18 protein-coding genes (1 of these 18 only partly in view) are annotated in these 15,964 nt (G+C 65.6%); 5 read left to right on the top strand and 13 right to left on the bottom strand.

All coding sequences use genetic code 11. From position 1 onward, the window contains the following. Positions 1-779: the 3' portion of a lipopolysaccharide biosynthesis protein gene (locus ACRYLT_RS06785; protein WP_482663335.1), read on the top strand. It extends 706 nt beyond the left edge of the window; 779 of the gene's 1,485 nt are visible here — the last part of the coding sequence; the start codon falls outside the window, past its left edge; its stop codon occupies positions 777-779. A 12-nt stretch (positions 780-791) separates the two neighbouring features. On the opposite strand, the gene ACRYLT_RS06780 is transcribed toward ACRYLT_RS06785, so the two are convergent. After that, positions 792-1,220: a CBS domain-containing protein gene (locus ACRYLT_RS06780; protein WP_482663334.1), complete on the bottom strand. Its 429-nt coding sequence runs from the start codon at positions 1,218-1,220 to the stop codon at positions 792-794. A gap of 44 nt (positions 1,221-1,264) precedes the next feature. Between ACRYLT_RS06780 and ACRYLT_RS06775 the strand changes: the two genes are divergently transcribed. Both ACRYLT_RS06775 and ACRYLT_RS06770 read left to right on the top strand, forming a co-directional pair. Then, a complete protein-coding gene (locus ACRYLT_RS06775) occupies positions 1,265-1,600 on the top strand; it encodes a hypothetical protein (RefSeq protein WP_482663333.1) in 336 nt (111 codons plus the stop codon). Then, positions 1,581-1,979 (top strand): acyl-CoA thioesterase, encoded by a 399-nt coding sequence (locus ACRYLT_RS06770; RefSeq protein ID WP_482663332.1) that lies wholly within the window; start codon positions 1,581-1,583, stop codon positions 1,977-1,979. The genes ACRYLT_RS06775 and ACRYLT_RS06770 overlap by 20 nt, the downstream gene beginning before the upstream one ends. Here the strand turns inward: ACRYLT_RS06770 and ACRYLT_RS06765 are convergent. The 6 genes from ACRYLT_RS06765 to hisS all read right to left on the bottom strand — a co-directional run bounded on the left by ACRYLT_RS06765 (position 1,961) and on the right by hisS (position 8,949). Next, positions 1,961-3,496 (bottom strand): DUF4139 domain-containing protein, encoded by a 1,536-nt coding sequence (locus ACRYLT_RS06765; RefSeq protein ID WP_482663331.1) that lies wholly within the window; start codon positions 3,494-3,496, stop codon positions 1,961-1,963. The genes ACRYLT_RS06770 and ACRYLT_RS06765 overlap by 19 nt on opposite strands. Positions 3,497-3,502: 6 nt before the next feature. Next, entirely contained in the window at positions 3,503-4,897 is a 1,395-nt protein-coding gene (locus ACRYLT_RS06760) for a DUF4139 domain-containing protein (protein WP_482663330.1), read from the bottom strand. 68 nt (positions 4,898-4,965) lie between these two features. After that, positions 4,966-5,565 carry a DUF4167 domain-containing protein gene (locus ACRYLT_RS06755; RefSeq protein WP_482663329.1) on the bottom strand — a complete coding sequence of 200 codons (600 nt, stop codon included), beginning with the start codon at positions 5,563-5,565 and terminating at the stop codon, positions 4,966-4,968. A 255-nt stretch (positions 5,566-5,820) separates the two neighbouring features. Continuing rightward, entirely contained in the window at positions 5,821-6,648 is an 828-nt protein-coding gene (prmC, locus tag ACRYLT_RS06750; RefSeq protein ID WP_482663328.1) for a peptide chain release factor N(5)-glutamine methyltransferase, read from the bottom strand. Continuing rightward, positions 6,635-7,708, bottom strand: coding sequence for a peptide chain release factor 1 (gene prfA, locus ACRYLT_RS06745; RefSeq protein WP_482663327.1), 1,074 nt, complete (start codon positions 7,706-7,708; stop codon positions 6,635-6,637). The genes prmC and prfA overlap by 14 nt, the downstream gene beginning before the upstream one ends. Then, complete coding sequence (hisS, locus tag ACRYLT_RS06740; RefSeq protein WP_482663326.1) at positions 7,705-8,949, bottom strand: histidine--tRNA ligase; 1,245 nt, start codon at positions 8,947-8,949, stop codon at positions 7,705-7,707. Before hisS ends, prfA begins: the two co-directional genes overlap by 4 nt. 128 nt (positions 8,950-9,077) lie before the next feature. On the opposite strand from hisS, the gene ACRYLT_RS06735 reads away from it, so the two are divergent. After that, positions 9,078-10,655, top strand: a complete 1,578-nt coding sequence (locus ACRYLT_RS06735; RefSeq protein ID WP_482663325.1) for an amidase — start codon at positions 9,078-9,080, stop codon at positions 10,653-10,655. Between the two features lie 36 nt (positions 10,656-10,691). Here ACRYLT_RS06735 and ACRYLT_RS06730 read toward each other — a convergent pair whose 3' ends face one another. From ACRYLT_RS06730 to ispG, 4 genes are all read right to left on the bottom strand, one after another. Continuing rightward, positions 10,692-11,057, bottom strand: a complete 366-nt coding sequence (locus tag ACRYLT_RS06730) for a TfoX/Sxy family protein (protein ID WP_482663324.1) — start codon at positions 11,055-11,057, stop codon at positions 10,692-10,694. A 345-nt stretch (positions 11,058-11,402) separates the two neighbouring features. After that, positions 11,403-11,717 carry a DMT family transporter gene (locus ACRYLT_RS06725; protein ID WP_482663323.1) on the bottom strand — a complete coding sequence of 105 codons (315 nt, stop codon included), beginning with the start codon at positions 11,715-11,717 and terminating at the stop codon, positions 11,403-11,405. Continuing rightward, complete coding sequence (locus ACRYLT_RS06720; protein WP_482663322.1) at positions 11,717-12,616, bottom strand: DMT family transporter; 900 nt, start codon at positions 12,614-12,616, stop codon at positions 11,717-11,719. Before ACRYLT_RS06720 ends, ACRYLT_RS06725 begins: the two co-directional genes overlap by 1 nt. Next, positions 12,613-13,761: a flavodoxin-dependent (E)-4-hydroxy-3-methylbut-2-enyl-diphosphate synthase gene (gene ispG, locus ACRYLT_RS06715; protein WP_482663321.1), complete on the bottom strand. Its 1,149-nt coding sequence runs from the start codon at positions 13,759-13,761 to the stop codon at positions 12,613-12,615. The genes ACRYLT_RS06720 and ispG overlap by 4 nt, the downstream gene beginning before the upstream one ends. An 85-nt stretch (positions 13,762-13,846) precedes the next feature. Between ispG and ACRYLT_RS06710 the strand changes: the two genes are divergently transcribed. Next, the gene (locus tag ACRYLT_RS06710; protein WP_482663320.1) at positions 13,847-14,638 is read left to right on the top strand and encodes an ion transporter; all 792 of its coding nucleotides are present in this window, start codon (positions 13,847-13,849) and stop codon (positions 14,636-14,638) included. Between the two features lie 87 nt (positions 14,639-14,725). Here the strand turns inward: ACRYLT_RS06710 and ACRYLT_RS06705 are convergent, their stop codons facing one another. Further along, positions 14,726-14,932, bottom strand: a complete 207-nt coding sequence (locus ACRYLT_RS06705) for a type II toxin-antitoxin system antitoxin (protein WP_482663319.1) — start codon at positions 14,930-14,932, stop codon at positions 14,726-14,728. 13 nt (positions 14,933-14,945) lie between these two features. After that, positions 14,946-15,857, bottom strand: coding sequence for an SPFH domain-containing protein (locus ACRYLT_RS06700; protein ID WP_482663318.1), 912 nt, complete (start codon positions 15,855-15,857; stop codon positions 14,946-14,948). Positions 15,858-15,964 lie beyond the last annotated feature (107 nt).

Genomic DNA, 15,964 nt, shown 5'->3' with positions numbered 1-15,964 from the left:
AGAGCCAGGCCGACATCCTGATCGGCGGCCGGCTGCTCGATGCCCATTCGGTGGGGATCTATACGACCGGCCTGTTCCTGACTCAGATCCTCGCGTCGAAGTTCGTTCCCCCGCTGAACGAAGTCGCCTTTGCGGCTTATTCGCGGATCCAGGGCGATTCCGGAGTCATGCAGACGGCGTTCCTCAAGGGGGTAAGACTGATCATGCTGATCGCCCTTCCCTTCTATCTCGGCCTTGCCGTCACTGCCGAGCCGCTCGTCCTGACCTTCCTCGGCGGACAGTGGGCAGAAACGGTACCGCTGATCCCGATCCTGGCCTGCGCGATGCCGCTCATGACCCTTCAGATCCTGTTCGCTCCAGCGACGAACGCGATCGGCCGGCCGGCACTTGCGGTTCGCACCGGACTGATCGGCGCGCTGCTGATGCCGGTCGCCTTTCTGATCGGGATCCAGTGGGGCATCATCGGCCTCACCTGGTCCTGGGTCGGCGGAATGGCGGCGCTTCTCGGCGCCACCATCCATCTCTCGCTTCCGGCAATCGGAGCCGGCAAGCGCGCGCTCGCCGCAGCCGTTGCGCCGGGGCTGGGCGCTTCCCTGGCGATGGCGGCGGCGGTCGCATGGCTTGATTCGCTGCTCCCGCCGCTTGCCGAATCGATTCGGCTCGCACTGCTGGTGCCGGTCGGGGTGGCGCTCTATGCGGCGCTGCTGTTCCTGTTTGCGCGCTCGGTCCTCGAGGAGGTTCTGGCACTCATCCGGCCGCGCGGCACGGCCACCGTTTAGCCGAGATTCGGGCTAGGTGCTCTGGATGTAGGCGAGCATCTGCTCGGCTTCCCGCTCGATCTTGTCCATTCGGTGTTTGACGAGATCACCGATCGAGACGAGTCCGACCAGCCGCTTCCCTTCGACCACGGGCAAGTGACGGATCCGCCGCCGGGTCATCAGCGACAATGCGGCAAGGACGTCGTGATCGACTGCTACAGTGATCGCCGGAGCGGTCATGATTCGTTCGACCGGCCAGTCCAGGATCGCAGCACCGTCGCTCTTCAAGCAGTAGATGATGTCGCGCTCCGACATGATTCCGGCAATCTCGCCGCCGCGCAGGACGGGCAGAGCGCCGATCCTGCGCTCGGCGAGGATCCGGATCGCCTCGTGGACCGGCGCTTCCGCTGCGACGGTGAGGACTTCATTGCCCTTCCCTTGAAGGATGGCGGCAATCGTCATGGCGCGCTTCCCTTTATTCTTGCCGACTCGGGCAGGATGATCCCATGAGCCGCGCACAAAGGAAAGCCATGCCCCGCCACGACCCTGTTCCCCGCCGCCGCAAATCGGATGAGGCGAGTAGCGCCGAAGCCTGGCTGCGCTACCGAAGGATGATGAAATGGATGGCACTGGCATCGCTTGCGGCGGTGGCGCTGTCGCTTCTCTACCTTTGGCAGGCCGGCGGGCCGATGCCGCTGCACATGGTGATCGCGACGATCCTGGGCGTGGGTCTGACCGTGTTGGTCGGCACCGCGCTCATGGGACTGATCTTCGTCAGCAATCGGGGCGGGCATGACGAAGACGCAACGTACGGAGAATGGAATGACGACGACCGCCGATAGGCGCGAACCGGTGCTTCGAGTGGCGCCACGGCCGGGAGACATCAACGCCAACGGCCACATCTTCGGCGGCTGGGTGCTGAGCCAAATGGACATCGCCGCGGGGATCGTGGCCACCAGAGAAGCCGATGGCCCGGTGGCAACGGTCGCGATCGACGCGATGGAGTTCATCGAGCCGATCCTGCTTCACGACCTCATTTCCGTCTATGCCCGGGTGGAGCGATTCGGTCGAACGTCCATGGCGATCCGGATCGAGGTGATCGCCGACCGGGATCATGGCAGCCGTGAGGTCAAGGTCACCGAAGGCCTGTTCACTTTCGTTGCCCTCGACGAGAATCACCGTCCTCGGCCGGTGAAGCGGGATCAGTCCGCAACGCTATAGCGGAGACTCGCCCGGCCGTTGGCGGGGACCGTAACCGTCCACCGGGGTCGGCCGTTGCGCTGCTGCAGGTTCGTCCGCGAATCGAGGGCGACGTTCGATCCGTGAATGTCGGCCTCGAATCGGATCGGGCGCGGGCGATCGTTGCTGACGACCAGCTCGTAGCTGCGGCGGCCGTCGCCGCGGCTGAGCGGGATCAGCTGGTAGTGAACTCCGGTGGCCGGTCCGACGCCGATCTCGACTTCTTCGCCAACCGCCTTGTCATCGAGACTGCCGATCCCGAGCAGGAGGGGGCGGATCGTGCCTGACGAAAACAGGCGCAGGCGCCCGGCCGGGAGCGGCAGCCCAAGCCCCTCCTGCGGCCGGTTGCGGGTGACGAGCACGCGGATCGCCCGCCCGCTCATGGGCGAGTCGTTCGGGAAGGCGGTGATTCGGTAGATGACGGCGACTCTGACTCCGCTGCGCTGGAGAAGAGCCACCTGCTTCTGGCTATTGGCGGCGACGGTGACTGGCTCCGGGATCCGGTAAAGCTTCACGTCGCCCAGTTCCTCCTGGACCGCCTCCATCGCCGCGGCGGGCGGTGGCGGAGGAGGCGACGGGGGCGGGGGCGGAGCCATCGCTCCCCGCGCGGCCGCGATCCGCGAACCGGTAATGACAATCGCCTCCTTGCCTTCTTCGGGGAGGTCGCTCGTCCTCCCTTGCGGCCAGCATTGCAGCCTGAGCGGTCCGCCCTCGGAACTCTGTCGTCGAGCAGCTTCGCGATTCAGCCGGCCGGCAACGGCCTGGGTGTCCGCATCGGCGAAGCTGGTCTCGTCGCCGTTGGCGAGGGTGAGCCAGGCGAAAAGATCCAGGCGAGTCTCGTCCGGCGAAAGTGTGGCAACATAATTGGCCTGCCAGTCGAACCCGGTCGCGAGATAGGAGAGAGTGACCGTTGCGGTCACAGGCTGGCTGCTTCGCGCTCTGACGGACAGGGTCGGCCGGGCGGAAAGATCAGGTGGAACTTCATCGTAGACCAGGGTTTCCGCAAGCCCCGAGCAGCGAAGGGCCTCGAAACCGCTTTCCGTTTGGAGCACCACGGCGCCGCCAGCGCCGGAACGGACAATCGCCTCATGCTCGCGCACTTCGCCGGTGGCCGCCGAGGTTCGCCGAATGTGGACCCGGCGACCGAGCGAGCGGTCGAGCAGGGTCGAAGGTGAAAGCAGATAAGCGTCGCGATTGCGCTCGACGATTCCTTCCGGAAGGCCGGTGACGATCGCACTTTGCGGAAGGATCCCGCCCGCCACGCCTTCGAACCGGATGATCGATTCGCCGGCGGGTATCGTCACCTGGCGTCGTTCGCTGATCAGGGCATAGCCGTTCAGCCAGCTCAGATTGGGCTCCTGCTGAGCCGGCCGATTGGGGTCGCGGTAGATGGTGACGTCGACATCATCCGGTGCCGGCGAGCTGGCGACCGCCTGAGCGACAGCAGCGCCGCCGGAGAAAGCGAGCAAGACCAGTATCGCCAGGCCGAGCGCCCGCATGACGAATCAGTAGCGTGTGTCGAAGGTCGCGGTGACGACGGCTTCGCCGTTGGCGGGCACGGTCACCCGCCAAAGCGCATCATCGGCCGAGCGGCGTTGGCTCGGCTGGCTTTCCTCGACGATCCGAGTGTCACCCCATAGACCGGACTGCATCAGATCGACGGTGACCGGCTCCGGGCGCGCATTGGTCAGCGTATAGCGCATGGTCGTCCGCCAGCGCAGGGAATTGATCCGCTCGCGCCGTTCCACGACCGGCTGGACCTTGACGTCGAACGCCTGGCCGGTGACCAGCCCGAGCTCCGAACCCATCGGCGTGTGCCCGATATTGCTCTCACCGACGAATTGCGGATTGCCCCGCGAGTCCCGCTGATAGACGCGCACGGTTCCGGCGGGGAGAGCATCGCCGAGTCCCTGTTCCCGGGAACTCGAGAAGCGCAGCACGGAATTCGCGCTCTGCGCCTGCTCGAAGGTGCCGAGCCAGGCATTGCGGAATTCATAGGCGCGAGCGGCCGGCGTATTGCTGACGTTGAGGAAGCTGACCTGCTTCTGCTGGCGATTGGCGATCGTCGTCCGCTCCGGCAGCGGATAAAGATAATAGTCACCCAGCCGCTCGCGATCGGCGGTCTCGGTTCCGGGCTGACGCACCGGGCCGGAACCTCGCCGCCGCGGCGGCGCATAACCGCCGCCGCCCACATTCGGGTCACCGGCGACGAGCAGGACATCGGCATTCGAGTAGGGCGTGCCGCTAGTGTTGTTGAGCGTGATCCACCCCTGAACATCCATCCGCCCGGCCCGTTCGTCGAACAAGGCGACATAGTCGGCCTGCCACCCCAGGCCTGGCGTAAGATAAGTGAGCGTCACCGGCCTTCGACCCGCCCGTTCGGTCTGAACGGTCACCGACAAAGTGGGCCGGGCGCGCAGATTTTCCGGCACTCGATCGAAGATCACCCGAACCGGAAGCCCGTCGTCGCGAAGCACCTCGATCCGGTCGCCGATCTGGAGGACGACTCCGCCATTGGCCGCAAGTACCCGGGCTCGCTCCCGACTTTCCTGCCCGGTGGCGGGATTGGTTCGAACCAGCGTGATCGTTTCGCCGACCGCCTTCTGGATCAGCGCCTGGGGCGAAAGCAGGTCGAAGTCGAAATTCTGTTCGACGATGCCGATGCCGTTGCCGGTCAAGGTTACCGTCTGCGGCTGAATCTGGGCCGAGACGTCGGGAAATTCCTGGCGCGAGCGGCCGGAAGGGAGCTCAAGTTGCCGGGTGTCCTGAATGAGCGCCAGATCATTATTGTAGATGGTGACCGCGACATTGCCCTGGGCGGTCTGCGACGGCGGCGGAATTTCGTTCTGAGCCAGCGCGGAAGACGAGAGCAGGACCGACAGGAGAAGCAACGCACGCATGAAAACACCCCCCGGATCTCCGATCCGAGGGGTGTCCTACAGTCAAAGTTCGAGGTCAACCCACAAGCTCAGGCGGCGGGCGCAATCTCCTCGCCGGACTCGCGCGGACGGCGAGTCCGCCGACGGGGGGCGCGAACCTCGGGCTCACCCTGCTCGGGAGCTGCGGCAATGGCCGGCGGCAGGCTTTCGACGGCGATCCGCTCCTCGCTCGGCTCCTCGGGTTCGGCGCGCTCTCGCCGCGAGCGCTCGCGGCGCGGGCGGGCTTCGCCATTGCCCGAACGCCGACCCTCGCGAGGAGCGGTTTCACGAGTCTCTTCCTCTTCGGGAGCCTCCGAGCCTTCCTGATCGGCGCCGGAGAGAACCTCCTGGTCCTCGTCCTCGTCGCCATAATCCTCGCCGCGCTGACGGCGCTGCTCTTCGAAGCGGGCGCGGTTCTCGTTGAGAATCCGGTAATAATGGTCGGCGAACTGCAGGAAATATTCGGTCTGGACCCGATCTCCCTGCATCTGAGCGTCCCGCGCCAGGCCCTTATACTTCTCGAGAAGCTGGGCGGCGTTGCCGCGTTGGCGATTGTCCTGCCGGTTGCCGGCATTGGGATTCATGTTGGGTGCGCGGCCACCGCCGCCGCCCCGACCGCGCCTGCGGCCGCCCTGACGATTGTTGATCAAACGAAAATCCTCACCAAGGGTGGTTTTCTACTCTGCCCCATTCCGGCCAGGCCATTCCCGGCCGCTCGAAACTGCACGACCCTGGAGGCATGGACCCGCGAGCGGCTCCAGCCACCTCACCGACATCGCCTGCGCATGCGACGAAGCAATCGGGGGTCGGCGACGATAGGCCCTTCACGCATCCGATGCTGTGGTCGGCCCCGTCCCTGAACCCTTATGTAGCTACGCCGTTCACCAAATCCAAGCGGAAAAGCACTAGCCTTGATCAAGGGCCAGGATCAGGCACCGCGACACCTGGTTAAGGTCCTTGCGTGACGAAATGGTGAACCCGCGATCGGCGAACAATGCACGCGTCGCCGCCTCCTGTCCGGCGCCGATCTCCAGGCAGGCCACGCCGCCGGCTTCCAGCAGAAGCGGCAGTTCATTGGCGAGCCGGCGATATTCGTCGAGCCCGTCTTCGCCCGCAAACAGTGCCTCGGGCGGCTCCCAGCGAGCCACGTCCGGCGCAAGCTCGGCACCTGCCTCGACATAGGGCGGATTGCACAGGATCAGGTCGAACCGCTCTTCGACACCCTCGCCCCAGTCGCCGAGCCGAAAGGTCGACCGATCGTCGAGCCCGAGCCGCTCGGCATTGATCCTCGCATAAGCGAGAGCGGCAGCCGACCGATCGATGCCAAGGCCGGTGGCGGCAGGCCACTGGTCGAGCGCGGCGAGGAGGAGCGTGCCCGGACCGGTTCCCAGATCCAGCACCCGCCTCGGCCCCGCGTCTCCGAACCGGTCCAGCGCGGCCTCGATCAGAGTTTCGCTGTCGGGCCGGGGAACGAGCACCCCGGAGCCCACCTCCAGCTCGATGGTCCAGAAGGCGCGGCGGCCGACGATATAGGCGACCGGCTCGTGATCGAGCCGGCGTCGAAGGAGGCTCGGGAAGCTCGCAGGGCTCGGCTCCTCCATTTTCTTGAGCAGCAGCTCCTCGCGTCCGGTTCCCATCGCCCGGGCCATCAGCAGTTCGGCATCGAGCCGCGCTGTCGGGCTCACGGCCGCAAGCCGCCGGGCGGCGTCGGCCAGCGCTTCACGCACCTTCATCGAGATGCGCCAAACGCTCGGCCTCGTCCTCGGCGACCAGAGCTCCGATCAGCTCGTCAAGCTGACCCTCCAGTATTTCCGGGAGCCGGTGGAGCGTAAGGTTGATCCGGTGATCGGTCACCCGCCCCTGCGGGAAATTATAGGTCCGGATCCGCTCGGACCGATCGCCCGAGCCGACCATCGACCTGCGCGCTCCGGCCCGCTCGCTGGCGAGACGCTCACGCTCGATCTCGTACAGGCGGGTGCGCAGAACCTTCAGCGCCTTGGCCTTGTTCTTGTGCTGCGACTTCTCGTCCTGCTGGATGACCACCAGGCCGGTCGGCAGGTGGGTGATCCGAACCGCGCTGTCCGTGGTGTTGACCGACTGGCCGCCGGGGCCGGACGAACGGTAGACGTCGATCCTGAGATCCTTGTCGTCGATCTGGACGTCGACATCCTCGGCCTCGGGCAGAACCGCAACCGTTGCCGCGGAGGTATGGATCCTACCTCCACTCTCGGTCACCGGAACACGCTGCACCCGATGGACTCCGCTTTCGAACTTCAGCCGGGCGAACACTCCCTGGCCCGAAACCGAGGCGATCGCTTCCTTGAAACCGCCAAGCTCCGCCGGACTTGATGAGATCATCTCGAACCTCCAGCCCTGCGATTCCGAATAGCGCTGATACATTCGCATCAGGTCGCCGGCGAACAAGGCGGCCTCGTCGCCGCCCGTTCCCGCGCGCACTTCGAGCATGGCGGCGCGTTCGTCGGCCGAGTCCTTGGGAAGCAGCTTCAGCGCGAGGTCCCGCTCCGCTTCCGGCAACCGCCGCCGCAGGGTCTCGGCCTCTTCGGCCGCCATTTCCCGAAGCTCGGGATCATCGGCCATCGCCGCAAGCGATTCCAGTTCCGTCCGAAGCCGCCTCACTTCGGCCGCCGCCGCCGCGACCGGCTCGATCTCCGCATATTCCTTGGAAAGCTTCACGAACTGGTCGGGCGGCAGGTCGCCGGCGGCCATCGCGCTCTGCAGTTCCTCCCGCCGCGCCTCGATTGCGGCGATCCGTTCGGCCGGGATCCGGGTCATGATTGCCGCAGCGCTTCAGCGAGTCCCGACAGCGGCACGTCCTGCTGTTCGCCACTTTCCAGATGCTTGAGCGATGCCGAGCCGCGCTCCAGTTCGTCGTCGCCGAGGATCACCGCGTAGCGGGCGCCGCTCGAGCTCGCCTTCTGCATCCGCTTCTTCATGTTTCCGCGATAGGCCATATCGCAGGCGATGCCATCGCGGCGAAGCTGCGCGACGATCCGGACGGCCTCGGCCTCGGCCCGATCGCCGAGCGGGACGATCGCCGCATCCAGACCTCCGGGCGACGGGCGATCGATCAGCATGGCCAGTCGCTCGATCCCGCTGGCCCAGCCGACGGCCGGAGTGTGGGGGCCGCCCAGGCTTTCGATCAGGCCGTCATAGCGGCCGCCGGCGATCACGGCGCCCTGTGCGCCTAGCCGATCGGTGACGAACTCGAAGGCCGTGTGCCGGTAGTAATCGAGGCCTCGAACGAGGCGCGGATTGCGAGTCCAGGCCACTCCGGCGCAGTCCAGGCCAGCCGTCACCTGAGCGAAGAAATCGGCGGCCGACGGCGTCAGGAATTCGTCGATCCCGGGCGCCGATTCGGCAATCGGCCGGTCGTTCGGGTCCTTGCTGTCGAGGATCCGCAGCGGGTTGCGCTCCAGCCGCGCCCGACTTTCCTCCGAAAGCGAGTCACGGTGCATCTCGAAGTGGCTGACGAGAGCGCTACGCCAGGAGTCGCGCGTTTCGGCATCGCCGAGGGTGTTGAGCTCGAGCCGAACCGCCTCGGCAACACCGAGCTCGCGAAGGAGCTGATCGGCAAGGACGAGCAGTTCGACGTCCGCGGCGGGAGAGTCGGTCCCGATGATCTCCGCATCGAGCTGGTGGAACTGGCGGAAGCGGCCCTTCTGCGGCCGCTCGTAGCGGAAAACGGGGCCGTGCGTCGCCACCTTCAGCGGCGCATGCTGCTGCCATCCCTCGGAAAGATAGGCTCGGCAGATGCCGGCGGTGAATTCGGGGCGCAGGGTCAGGGAATCGCCGCCCCGATCCTGAAACGTGTACATTTCCTTCGAAACGATGTCGGTGGTCTCGCCGATCGAACGGGCAAAGACCTCCGTTGCCTCGAAGACCGGAATCTCGATCCGCCGGAAGGCGTAGAGCCGGCGAACGCGATCGAACGCCTCGACCACCTTGTGAAAACGGTCGGCTTCCTCGCCCAGCATGTCCTGGGTACCGCGGATCTTTTGCGGGCCTTTGCTCATCGGCGCGCGCCTTAGCAGCTTTGCCATAGGAGGGAAGCGGCGCCGGGTGCGCCTTCACGCCCTCAATTCGTCCATCATGACAGAAGCCGAGGCTGGACGCGGGCAGCCGTATCGGTCACCGTCGGCCAATGATCCGACTCCTTCTGCTGGCCTCGACCCTCGCCCTTCCCGCCTGCGCCACCCTTCCCGAAACCTCGCCGGCGCCGGGCGCGGCCGCTTCCGTGCCCCAGGGCCAGTCGGCCGAGACGCGCACTCGCGCGGCGCTGACCCGGATTGCGCAGCTCAACCCCCGACTTAACGCCGTCATTGCCGTGGACCCGACCGCGATCGAACAGGCGCGTGCGCTCGACCGGTCGACGCTCCAGCGGGGACCGCTTCACGGAATGCCCGTTCTGATCAAGGACAATATCGAAACCCTCGGCCCCCTGCCGACGACGGCGGGGAGCCTGGCCCTGCGCAACAATGTAACCGGCCGCGATTCGCCGCTGGTGGCGCGGCTTCGCTCGGCAGGCGCGGTCATCGTCGGCAAGGCGAACCTGTCGGAGTGGGCCAACATCCGCTCGAGCGATTCCATATCGGGCTGGAGCCCGGTCGGCGGACAAGTGCGCAACCCGCACGCGCTCGACCGGAATGCCTGCGGCTCCAGTTCGGGGAGCGCCGCAGCCGTTGCTGCCGGAATGACCCCTGCCGCGATCGGCACGGAGACGGATGGTTCGATCACCTGCCCGGCGGCGGTCAACGGGATTGTCGGGTTCAAGCCGACGGTCGGTCTGGTCAGCCGGACCCACATCGTGCCGATCAGCCAAAGCCAGGACACGGCCGGGCCGATGACCCGAACCGTTCGTGAAGCGGCCTTGATCCTCTCGGCGATCGCCGGAAGCGACCCCGCCGATCCGGCGACTTTGGAGGCGGATCGGCGCCGGGAAGATTATGCTTCGCGCCTTTCTCCGGATGCGCTGCGCGGGCGGCGGATCGGCGTGATGCGCTTTGCCACCGGCTTTGGCACCAATGCAGTCTTCGAGCAGGCCCTTCAGGACTTGCGCGACCAGGGCGCGGTTCTGGTCGACATTGCCGAGTTCCCCGGCCGGCAGGAGATCGGACGCAACGAGCTCACCGTTCTGATGCACGAGTTCAAGCACGGTCTGAACGCCTATCTCGCGACCACTCCGCCGACCGTCGCCACCCGGAGCCTCGCGGATGTGATCGCCTTCAACCGCCAGCATTCGGCGCAGGAGATGCCGCTTTTCGGCCAGGACCTTTTCGAGCGCGCGGAAGCCACGCCCGGGCTCACTGACGAATATCGCCGAGCCCGCGAGGTCAGCCTTCGAATGGCCGGAGTCGAAGGGATCGATCGCCTGCTGCGCGAGCATGAGGTCGTGGCTCTGGTCGGGCCGACCATGCCGGCGGCCTGGCCGATCGATGCGGTCCATGGCGATCAGTATCCCGGCGGCGGTGCGGGAAGCCTCGCCGCCGTCGCCGGCTATCCGCACCTGACCGTGCCGATGGGGCAGGTCCGCGGACTTCCGGTGGGCCTCAGCTTCATCGGGCCGAAATGGTCCGACGGCCTGATCCTGTCGCTCGGCTATGCCTATGAGCAGGCTTCACGGCGGCGGATCGAGCCTCGGTTCATCGAATCGATCGAGGAAAGCCCGGAGGTCGCGCCTTATCTTCGGCCGGTCCAGCTCAGCGACCGCGATCAAGACTGACAAGGATCAGCACCGGCCGGGATTGGCAGGCCCGGTCTAGCTCCCTTTCGCGGAGCGGCTTCGCCTTTTCCTTGAAGCGCTTCTGTGCGCAGCCTCCAGCGCCAGTCGAGCCCAATGCCGCATCGCTTCCGAATCGTCATACACGTCGTCAGGCGCCCGGCGATAATTGAGGGTTTCGGTTCGGCCGTTCCGGTCGGTGAAGGTGAAGCGTTCGCATCCCGCCGACTCCCACAGAGCGGCGCTCTCATCGTCGGACTTGAACCAGACCTCATCGTCGACGACGGCGAAGGGGAGGCCGTCGAGGTAGAGCATCGCCACGCCCATCATCTGGCGATGGGTCACGGCGCCGAGAGTTTCCAGCGATTCCTCGACCCAGTCAACCAGCGCTCGATCGAATCCCATGCCCCCCTCCTCCGGCCTTGCCAGCCAAGCGGGTCCTGCCGCGTTGAGCAAGTCTTCATCCTCCGGGCGCAAGGTGGATCGCAACAGGCAAGGGCTTGCAGGACGCTGCGATGGGCGGGCCTCGCCGCAACATCGGCCATTATGATGTTGCTCGTCGCGCTGGTCGGGTTGCGACTGGCCGCCTCGCGGCTGTTGCGGGTCCGGACTCTCCTACATCTGCCGGGCGCCGGTTACATCCCGCATATCGGGAGCGAGCCGGCCTTTCTGGAGGCTGTGGGTTCGGCGATCGGGGGCCATGAAGCGCAAAGGTTTGCTGGTCACAATCGATCATCGCCTTGGGAAAGTTCAGCCGGTAAGCTTCAGTCCTGCGATACAGGCAACGATCCCCAATATCAGCAACATCCGGACGGTGGTTGCGGGTTCGCCGAACCAGAAGATCCCGACCGCCACCGTGCCGATCGCGCCGATTCCGCCCCAGACCGCGTAAGCGGTGCCCATCGGAATGGTTCGGGCGGCATATTCGAGCAGGCCCATGCTGATCATCACCGAGACGAGGAAAGCGAGCGTCCAGGGCAGGTTCCTGAAACCGTCAACGAACCGCAGCGAGGTGGTGAAGCCGACTTCGAAAAATCCGCCAAGGACGAGCCAGAACCAGGCCATCAGGCATGCACTCCCGTATCGACGTCCGGATCCGGCGGCGGTCGACGGGTCGCGGTGACAAGACAGGCGACGATGATCATGGCCGCACCGGCCAGCGTCAGCGGCTGAACCGCCTCTTCGAAGACCATCCAGCCGAGCAGGGCCGCCCAAATGAAACTGGTATATTCGACCGGAGCAAGATGTTGCGCCTCCGCCCGGGCGTAGGCCCAGGACAGGAGCAGCAGGGAACCGAAGGCAAGCAGGGCGGCGGCGATTATCGCTGGCCAGTGCGGGGCCGGCGGCAGCTCCGCCAGGACGGGCGCGGCGATCAGGAAGGAACCGGCCATGAGGGCGCTTGTGAAAAAGGCCACCTCGACCGGCTTGGCGAGCAGCGCCTGCCGGCGCATGAGGATGATGTTGTAGGCGTAGAGCGCCGCCGAACCAAGTATGGCCAGCGAGCCCCACATGGCCTCCCGGCCGAGATCGGCCTCGGCTTGCCCGGCGAAGATGACGAGCACGCCGGCAAACCCCAGCAGCGAGGCGAAAATGGCTCGACGCTCGATCTTCTCGCCGAGCAGGATCGCAGCGAGATAGAGGGCGATGAGCGGGGCGACGAAAGCCAGGGCGATCGCCTGCGCCATCGGCACCCGCGCCAGCCCCCAGAAGAAGAGGAAAGCGAGTGGAACGCCGAGCAGACCACGGCTGAGATGGACTCGCATTGCCTCCTTGCCCGGCCAGGGCGTTCGCTGTCCAAAGTAGAAGGCGGCAGCGAACAGCGCGCCGGCACCGGTCCGCCACAGCAAGGCATTGTAGGTGCCGATCGCCAGCGACAGCGCCTTCATGAGCGCGTCCATCGCGGAGAAGAGGGCGATTCCAGCAGTGGCGACGGCGAAGGCGATCGCCGTGCTGTTCCGCTTCATTCGGCGGCGTCGGGCAGAACGGCGTTCGACGTCTCGGGCGGGCTCTCGCGCGCAGCCTCGATCTCCGCGGCCTTGGCCTCGACGAGGCTGACGATATGGTCGATCATTTCCTCGTCCCGGACATGATGGTCGGTCACCCCGGAAAGATAGACCATATGCTTGCCGTTGCCGCCGCCGGTGATTCCGATGTCGGTCTCGCGGGCCTCGCCCGGACCGTTGACCACGCATCCGAGCACCGAAAGCGACATCGGCGTGCGGATATGGCTGAGGCGCTGTTCGAGCTTCTCGACGGTTCGGATCACGTCGAAACCCTGTCGGGCGCAGGACGGGCAGGAAACGACACGGACGCCGCGATTGCGGATGCCGAGCGCCTTCAGGATTTCAAAGCCGACCCTGACTTCCTCCTCCGGCTCGGCCGAGAGCGAGACTCGGATCGTGTCGCCGATGCCGTACCAGAGCAGCGAGCCGATCCCGATCGCGCTTTTCACCGTTCCGCCGCGCAGTCCCCCCGCCTCGGTGATTCCGAGATGGAGCGGGCAATCCACGGCCTCGGCCAGCTGCTGATAGGCGGCGACGGCAAGGAAGACGTCCGAAGCCTTCACGGCAACCTTATATTCGCGGAAATCATGATCCTCGAGAAGCCGAATATGATCGAGCGCGCTCTCCACCAGGGCTTCGGGGCAGGGCTCGCCATATTTCTCGAGAAGGTCCTTCTCCAGGCTGCCCGCATTGACTCCGATGCGCATCGAGCAGCCGTTCGCCTTGGCCGCATTGACCACTTCGCGAACCCGATCGGCGGAGCCGATATTGCCTGGATTGATCCTCAGGCAGGCGGCGCCGGCGTCGGCCGCTTCCAAAGCTCGCTTGTAGTGGAAGTGAATGTCGGCGACGATCGGGACCTGGGCGGCCCGAACGATCTGCTTCAGCGCTCGAGTGCTCTCCACGTCGGGGCAGGAAACGCGGATGATGTCGGCGCCCGCTTCCTCGCAGCGGCGAATCTGGTCGATCGTCGCCTTGACGTCCGCGGTAACCGTGTTGGTCATCGTCTGCACGGTGACGGGCGCGTCCCCACCGACCGGCACGCTGCCGACCATGATCTGCCGCGAACGACGCCGCGCAATGTCTCTCCAAGGACGAACCGACATGCGATGAAACTCCAAGCCCCGTCCGGCCATATAGAGACGCAGCGGCCGTCATGAAAGGCGCGCCGCGTTGGCATGGGAGGCAAGCATGACCGAAGCGGCTAAGGACAGGGAGGAGAGGTGGCAGGCACTCGAACAGCTCGACGAGTGGCTGCGTACGCCAATGCTTCTTCTTTCCCTTCTCTGGCTTGCCGTCGTTCTGTGGGAGCTTGTGCTGGGCGGCGACCAGGCGCTGGAAGTGTTCGGGACTGCCATTTGGATCGTCTTCCTCGGAGAGTTCGCGCTTCGCTTCGTGCTCGCACCCGAAAAGGGGACCTTCCTCAGGCGCAACTGGCTGGTTGCGATCTCGCTGCTGGTGCCGGCGCTGAGGATTTTCCGCGGCCTGGCCTTTCTCCGGGCGGCGCGCGCTCTGAGAGGCGCCAGGCTGGTGCGGATCGTCGGCACGGCCAACCGTTCGATGAACGCACTCAAAGCGACCTTGCGGCGCCGCGGCTTTGGCTATCTCACCGGACTGACGGCGCTGGTCGTGGGACTGGGCGCTGCCGGAATGCTCAATTTCGAGCCGGCCACGGAGGTGGAGGGGGGCTTTACCTCCTATGCCGACGCCCTTTGGTGGACCGGAATGATCGTTGCGACGATGGGCACCGATTTCTGGCCGGCTACGCTCGAAGGGCGAGTCCTGACGCTGCTGTTATCGGCCTACGGCCTGGCGGTGCTCGGCTACATTGCGGCCGCGTTCGCCAGCTTCTTCATCGGCCGTGATGCCGAATCGGCTGCCGGCGAGGTCGCCGGCAGCGCCGAGTTGAAGGCACTGGCTGCGGAAGTTTCCGCCCTGCGTCGCCTTCTTGCCGAGCGGCCGGTGACTATTGGGCGAGACTGAGCGCAACGCCTCCGGTCAGGAGGGTGGCGAACAGCGCCATCAGGAAAACCTTATGGACCCTGCGTGCATGGAATGCCTCAAACACCGCTATCTCTCCTCCTTGGCAGGCCTTCCCCGCTTTCGTTCCTCGGGTGGAGCCACTCTGATTCCCCGTCGCCCAAGCGCCTCACGAAGCAAGACCTCGATTTGCGCGTTCACGCTCCGAAAGTCCGCCGCCGCACTCCGCTCGAGCGCGTCCCACAGGGCAGGCTCGATGCGGAGCGGGAAGGCCTTTTTCGGCGGCGGCGCAGGCATGGATTTTTCGGATCTACTGATACAATGACCCCGCATTGACGACGGGCTGAGTGTCGCGCTCGGAACAGAGCACAACCATCAGGTTGGAGACCATCGCCGCGCGGCGCTCGTCGTCGAGATGGACGACATCCTTCTCCGACAGCATCTGCAGCGCGGTCTCGACCATGCTGACGGCACCGAGCACCAGCTTCGCCCGAGCGGCGATGACGGCTTCGGCCTGCTGGCGGCGAAGCATCGCCTGGGCGATCTCCTGCGCATAGGCGAGGTGAGTCAGTCGCGATTCGTCGATGCTGATCCCGGCCCTGGCAACGCGATCCTGAAGCTCCTGTTCCAGCTCCCGGTTCACGATGTCCGCGTCGCCGCGCAGGGTCGTTTCCTGATGTTCGATATCGTCATAGGGATATCGGCCGGCAATCGCCCGGACCGCGCTCTCGATCTGAATCTCGACGAACTCCTGATAATTGTCGACGTCGAACAGCGCTTGGGCGGTATCGGTGACCCGCCAGACAACGTTGGCGGCAATCTCGATCGGATTGCCTCGAAGATCGTTCACCTTGAGCTTGTCGGAAGTCATGTTGTGGATGCGCGTGGAGATCTTCGTGCGGGTGAGCCAGGGCAGGCGCCAGCGCAGCCCGGTTGTGCGGTCGGTCCCCCGATAGTCGCCGAACAGCAGGATCGCGGCGGCCTGGTTCGGCTGAAGGAAATAGAAGCCTGCCGAAACGAAAATGAATCCGGCACCGGAAACGATCAGCAGCGCCAGCGCCGCGACATTGCCGCCTTCGGGCAGCCAGGCGAGGCCGGCGCCGATCCCCGCCAACAGAGGCAGCAGGATGAGCAGCATGGGGTAGCCGCTCTGGGTCTGCGCGGGACGCTCGCGCGAAAGTCTCAGTGCGTGAACAGCCGCAAGGTCGTTGGTGTCAGCCATGAAGTCCCTCCCTAGGAATGGTGATATCATAATTACATCATGTCGTGATCCGCAAGCAGAATCGTCGCCAGGTGGGGCGGCTCGCGCTGGCGGCCCATCGACGATCT

The organism is Sphingosinicella sp. SM1-17 (assembly GCF_056821765.1).
This window is presented reverse-complemented; position numbering and strand designations above follow the sequence as displayed.

What these genes read in the sequence shown, in the direction of transcription:
- ACRYLT_RS06725 (WP_482663323.1), bottom strand. Translation starts at nt 11,717, where the DNA reads ATGGCCTGGTTCTGGCTCGTCCTTGGCGGATTTTTCGAAGTCGGCTTC.
- ACRYLT_RS06780 (WP_482663334.1), bottom strand. Translation starts at nt 1,220, where the DNA reads ATGACGATTGCCGCCATCCTTCAAGGGAAGGGCAATGAAGTCCTCACC.
- ACRYLT_RS06765 (WP_482663331.1), bottom strand. Translation starts at nt 3,496, where the DNA reads ATGCGGGCGCTCGGCCTGGCGATACTGGTCTTGCTCGCTTTCTCCGGC.
- ACRYLT_RS06775 (WP_482663333.1), top strand. Translation starts at nt 1,265, where the DNA reads ATGAGCCGCGCACAAAGGAAAGCCATGCCCCGCCACGACCCTGTTCCC.
- prmC (WP_482663328.1), bottom strand. Translation starts at nt 6,648, where the DNA reads ATGAAGGTGCGTGAAGCGCTGGCCGACGCCGCCCGGCGGCTTGCGGCC.
- ACRYLT_RS06735 (WP_482663325.1), top strand. Translation starts at nt 9,078, where the DNA reads ATGATCCGACTCCTTCTGCTGGCCTCGACCCTCGCCCTTCCCGCCTGC.
- ACRYLT_RS06770 (WP_482663332.1), top strand. Translation starts at nt 1,581, where the DNA reads ATGACGACGACCGCCGATAGGCGCGAACCGGTGCTTCGAGTGGCGCCA.
- ACRYLT_RS06730 (WP_482663324.1), bottom strand. Translation starts at nt 11,057, where the DNA reads ATGGGATTCGATCGAGCGCTGGTTGACTGGGTCGAGGAATCGCTGGAA.
- ACRYLT_RS06700 (WP_482663318.1), bottom strand. Translation starts at nt 15,857, where the DNA reads ATGGCTGACACCAACGACCTTGCGGCTGTTCACGCACTGAGACTTTCG.
- ACRYLT_RS06760 (WP_482663330.1), bottom strand. Translation starts at nt 4,897, where the DNA reads ATGCGTGCGTTGCTTCTCCTGTCGGTCCTGCTCTCGTCTTCCGCGCTG.
- hisS (WP_482663326.1), bottom strand. Translation starts at nt 8,949, where the DNA reads ATGAGCAAAGGCCCGCAAAAGATCCGCGGTACCCAGGACATGCTGGGC.
- ACRYLT_RS06720 (WP_482663322.1), bottom strand. Translation starts at nt 12,616, where the DNA reads ATGAAGCGGAACAGCACGGCGATCGCCTTCGCCGTCGCCACTGCTGGA.
- ACRYLT_RS06710 (WP_482663320.1), top strand. Translation starts at nt 13,847, where the DNA reads ATGACCGAAGCGGCTAAGGACAGGGAGGAGAGGTGGCAGGCACTCGAA.
- prfA (WP_482663327.1), bottom strand. Translation starts at nt 7,708, where the DNA reads ATGACCCGGATCCCGGCCGAACGGATCGCCGCAATCGAGGCGCGGCGG.
- ispG (WP_482663321.1), bottom strand. Translation starts at nt 13,761, where the DNA reads ATGTCGGTTCGTCCTTGGAGAGACATTGCGCGGCGTCGTTCGCGGCAG.
- ACRYLT_RS06705 (WP_482663319.1), bottom strand. Translation starts at nt 14,932, where the DNA reads ATGCCTGCGCCGCCGCCGAAAAAGGCCTTCCCGCTCCGCATCGAGCCT.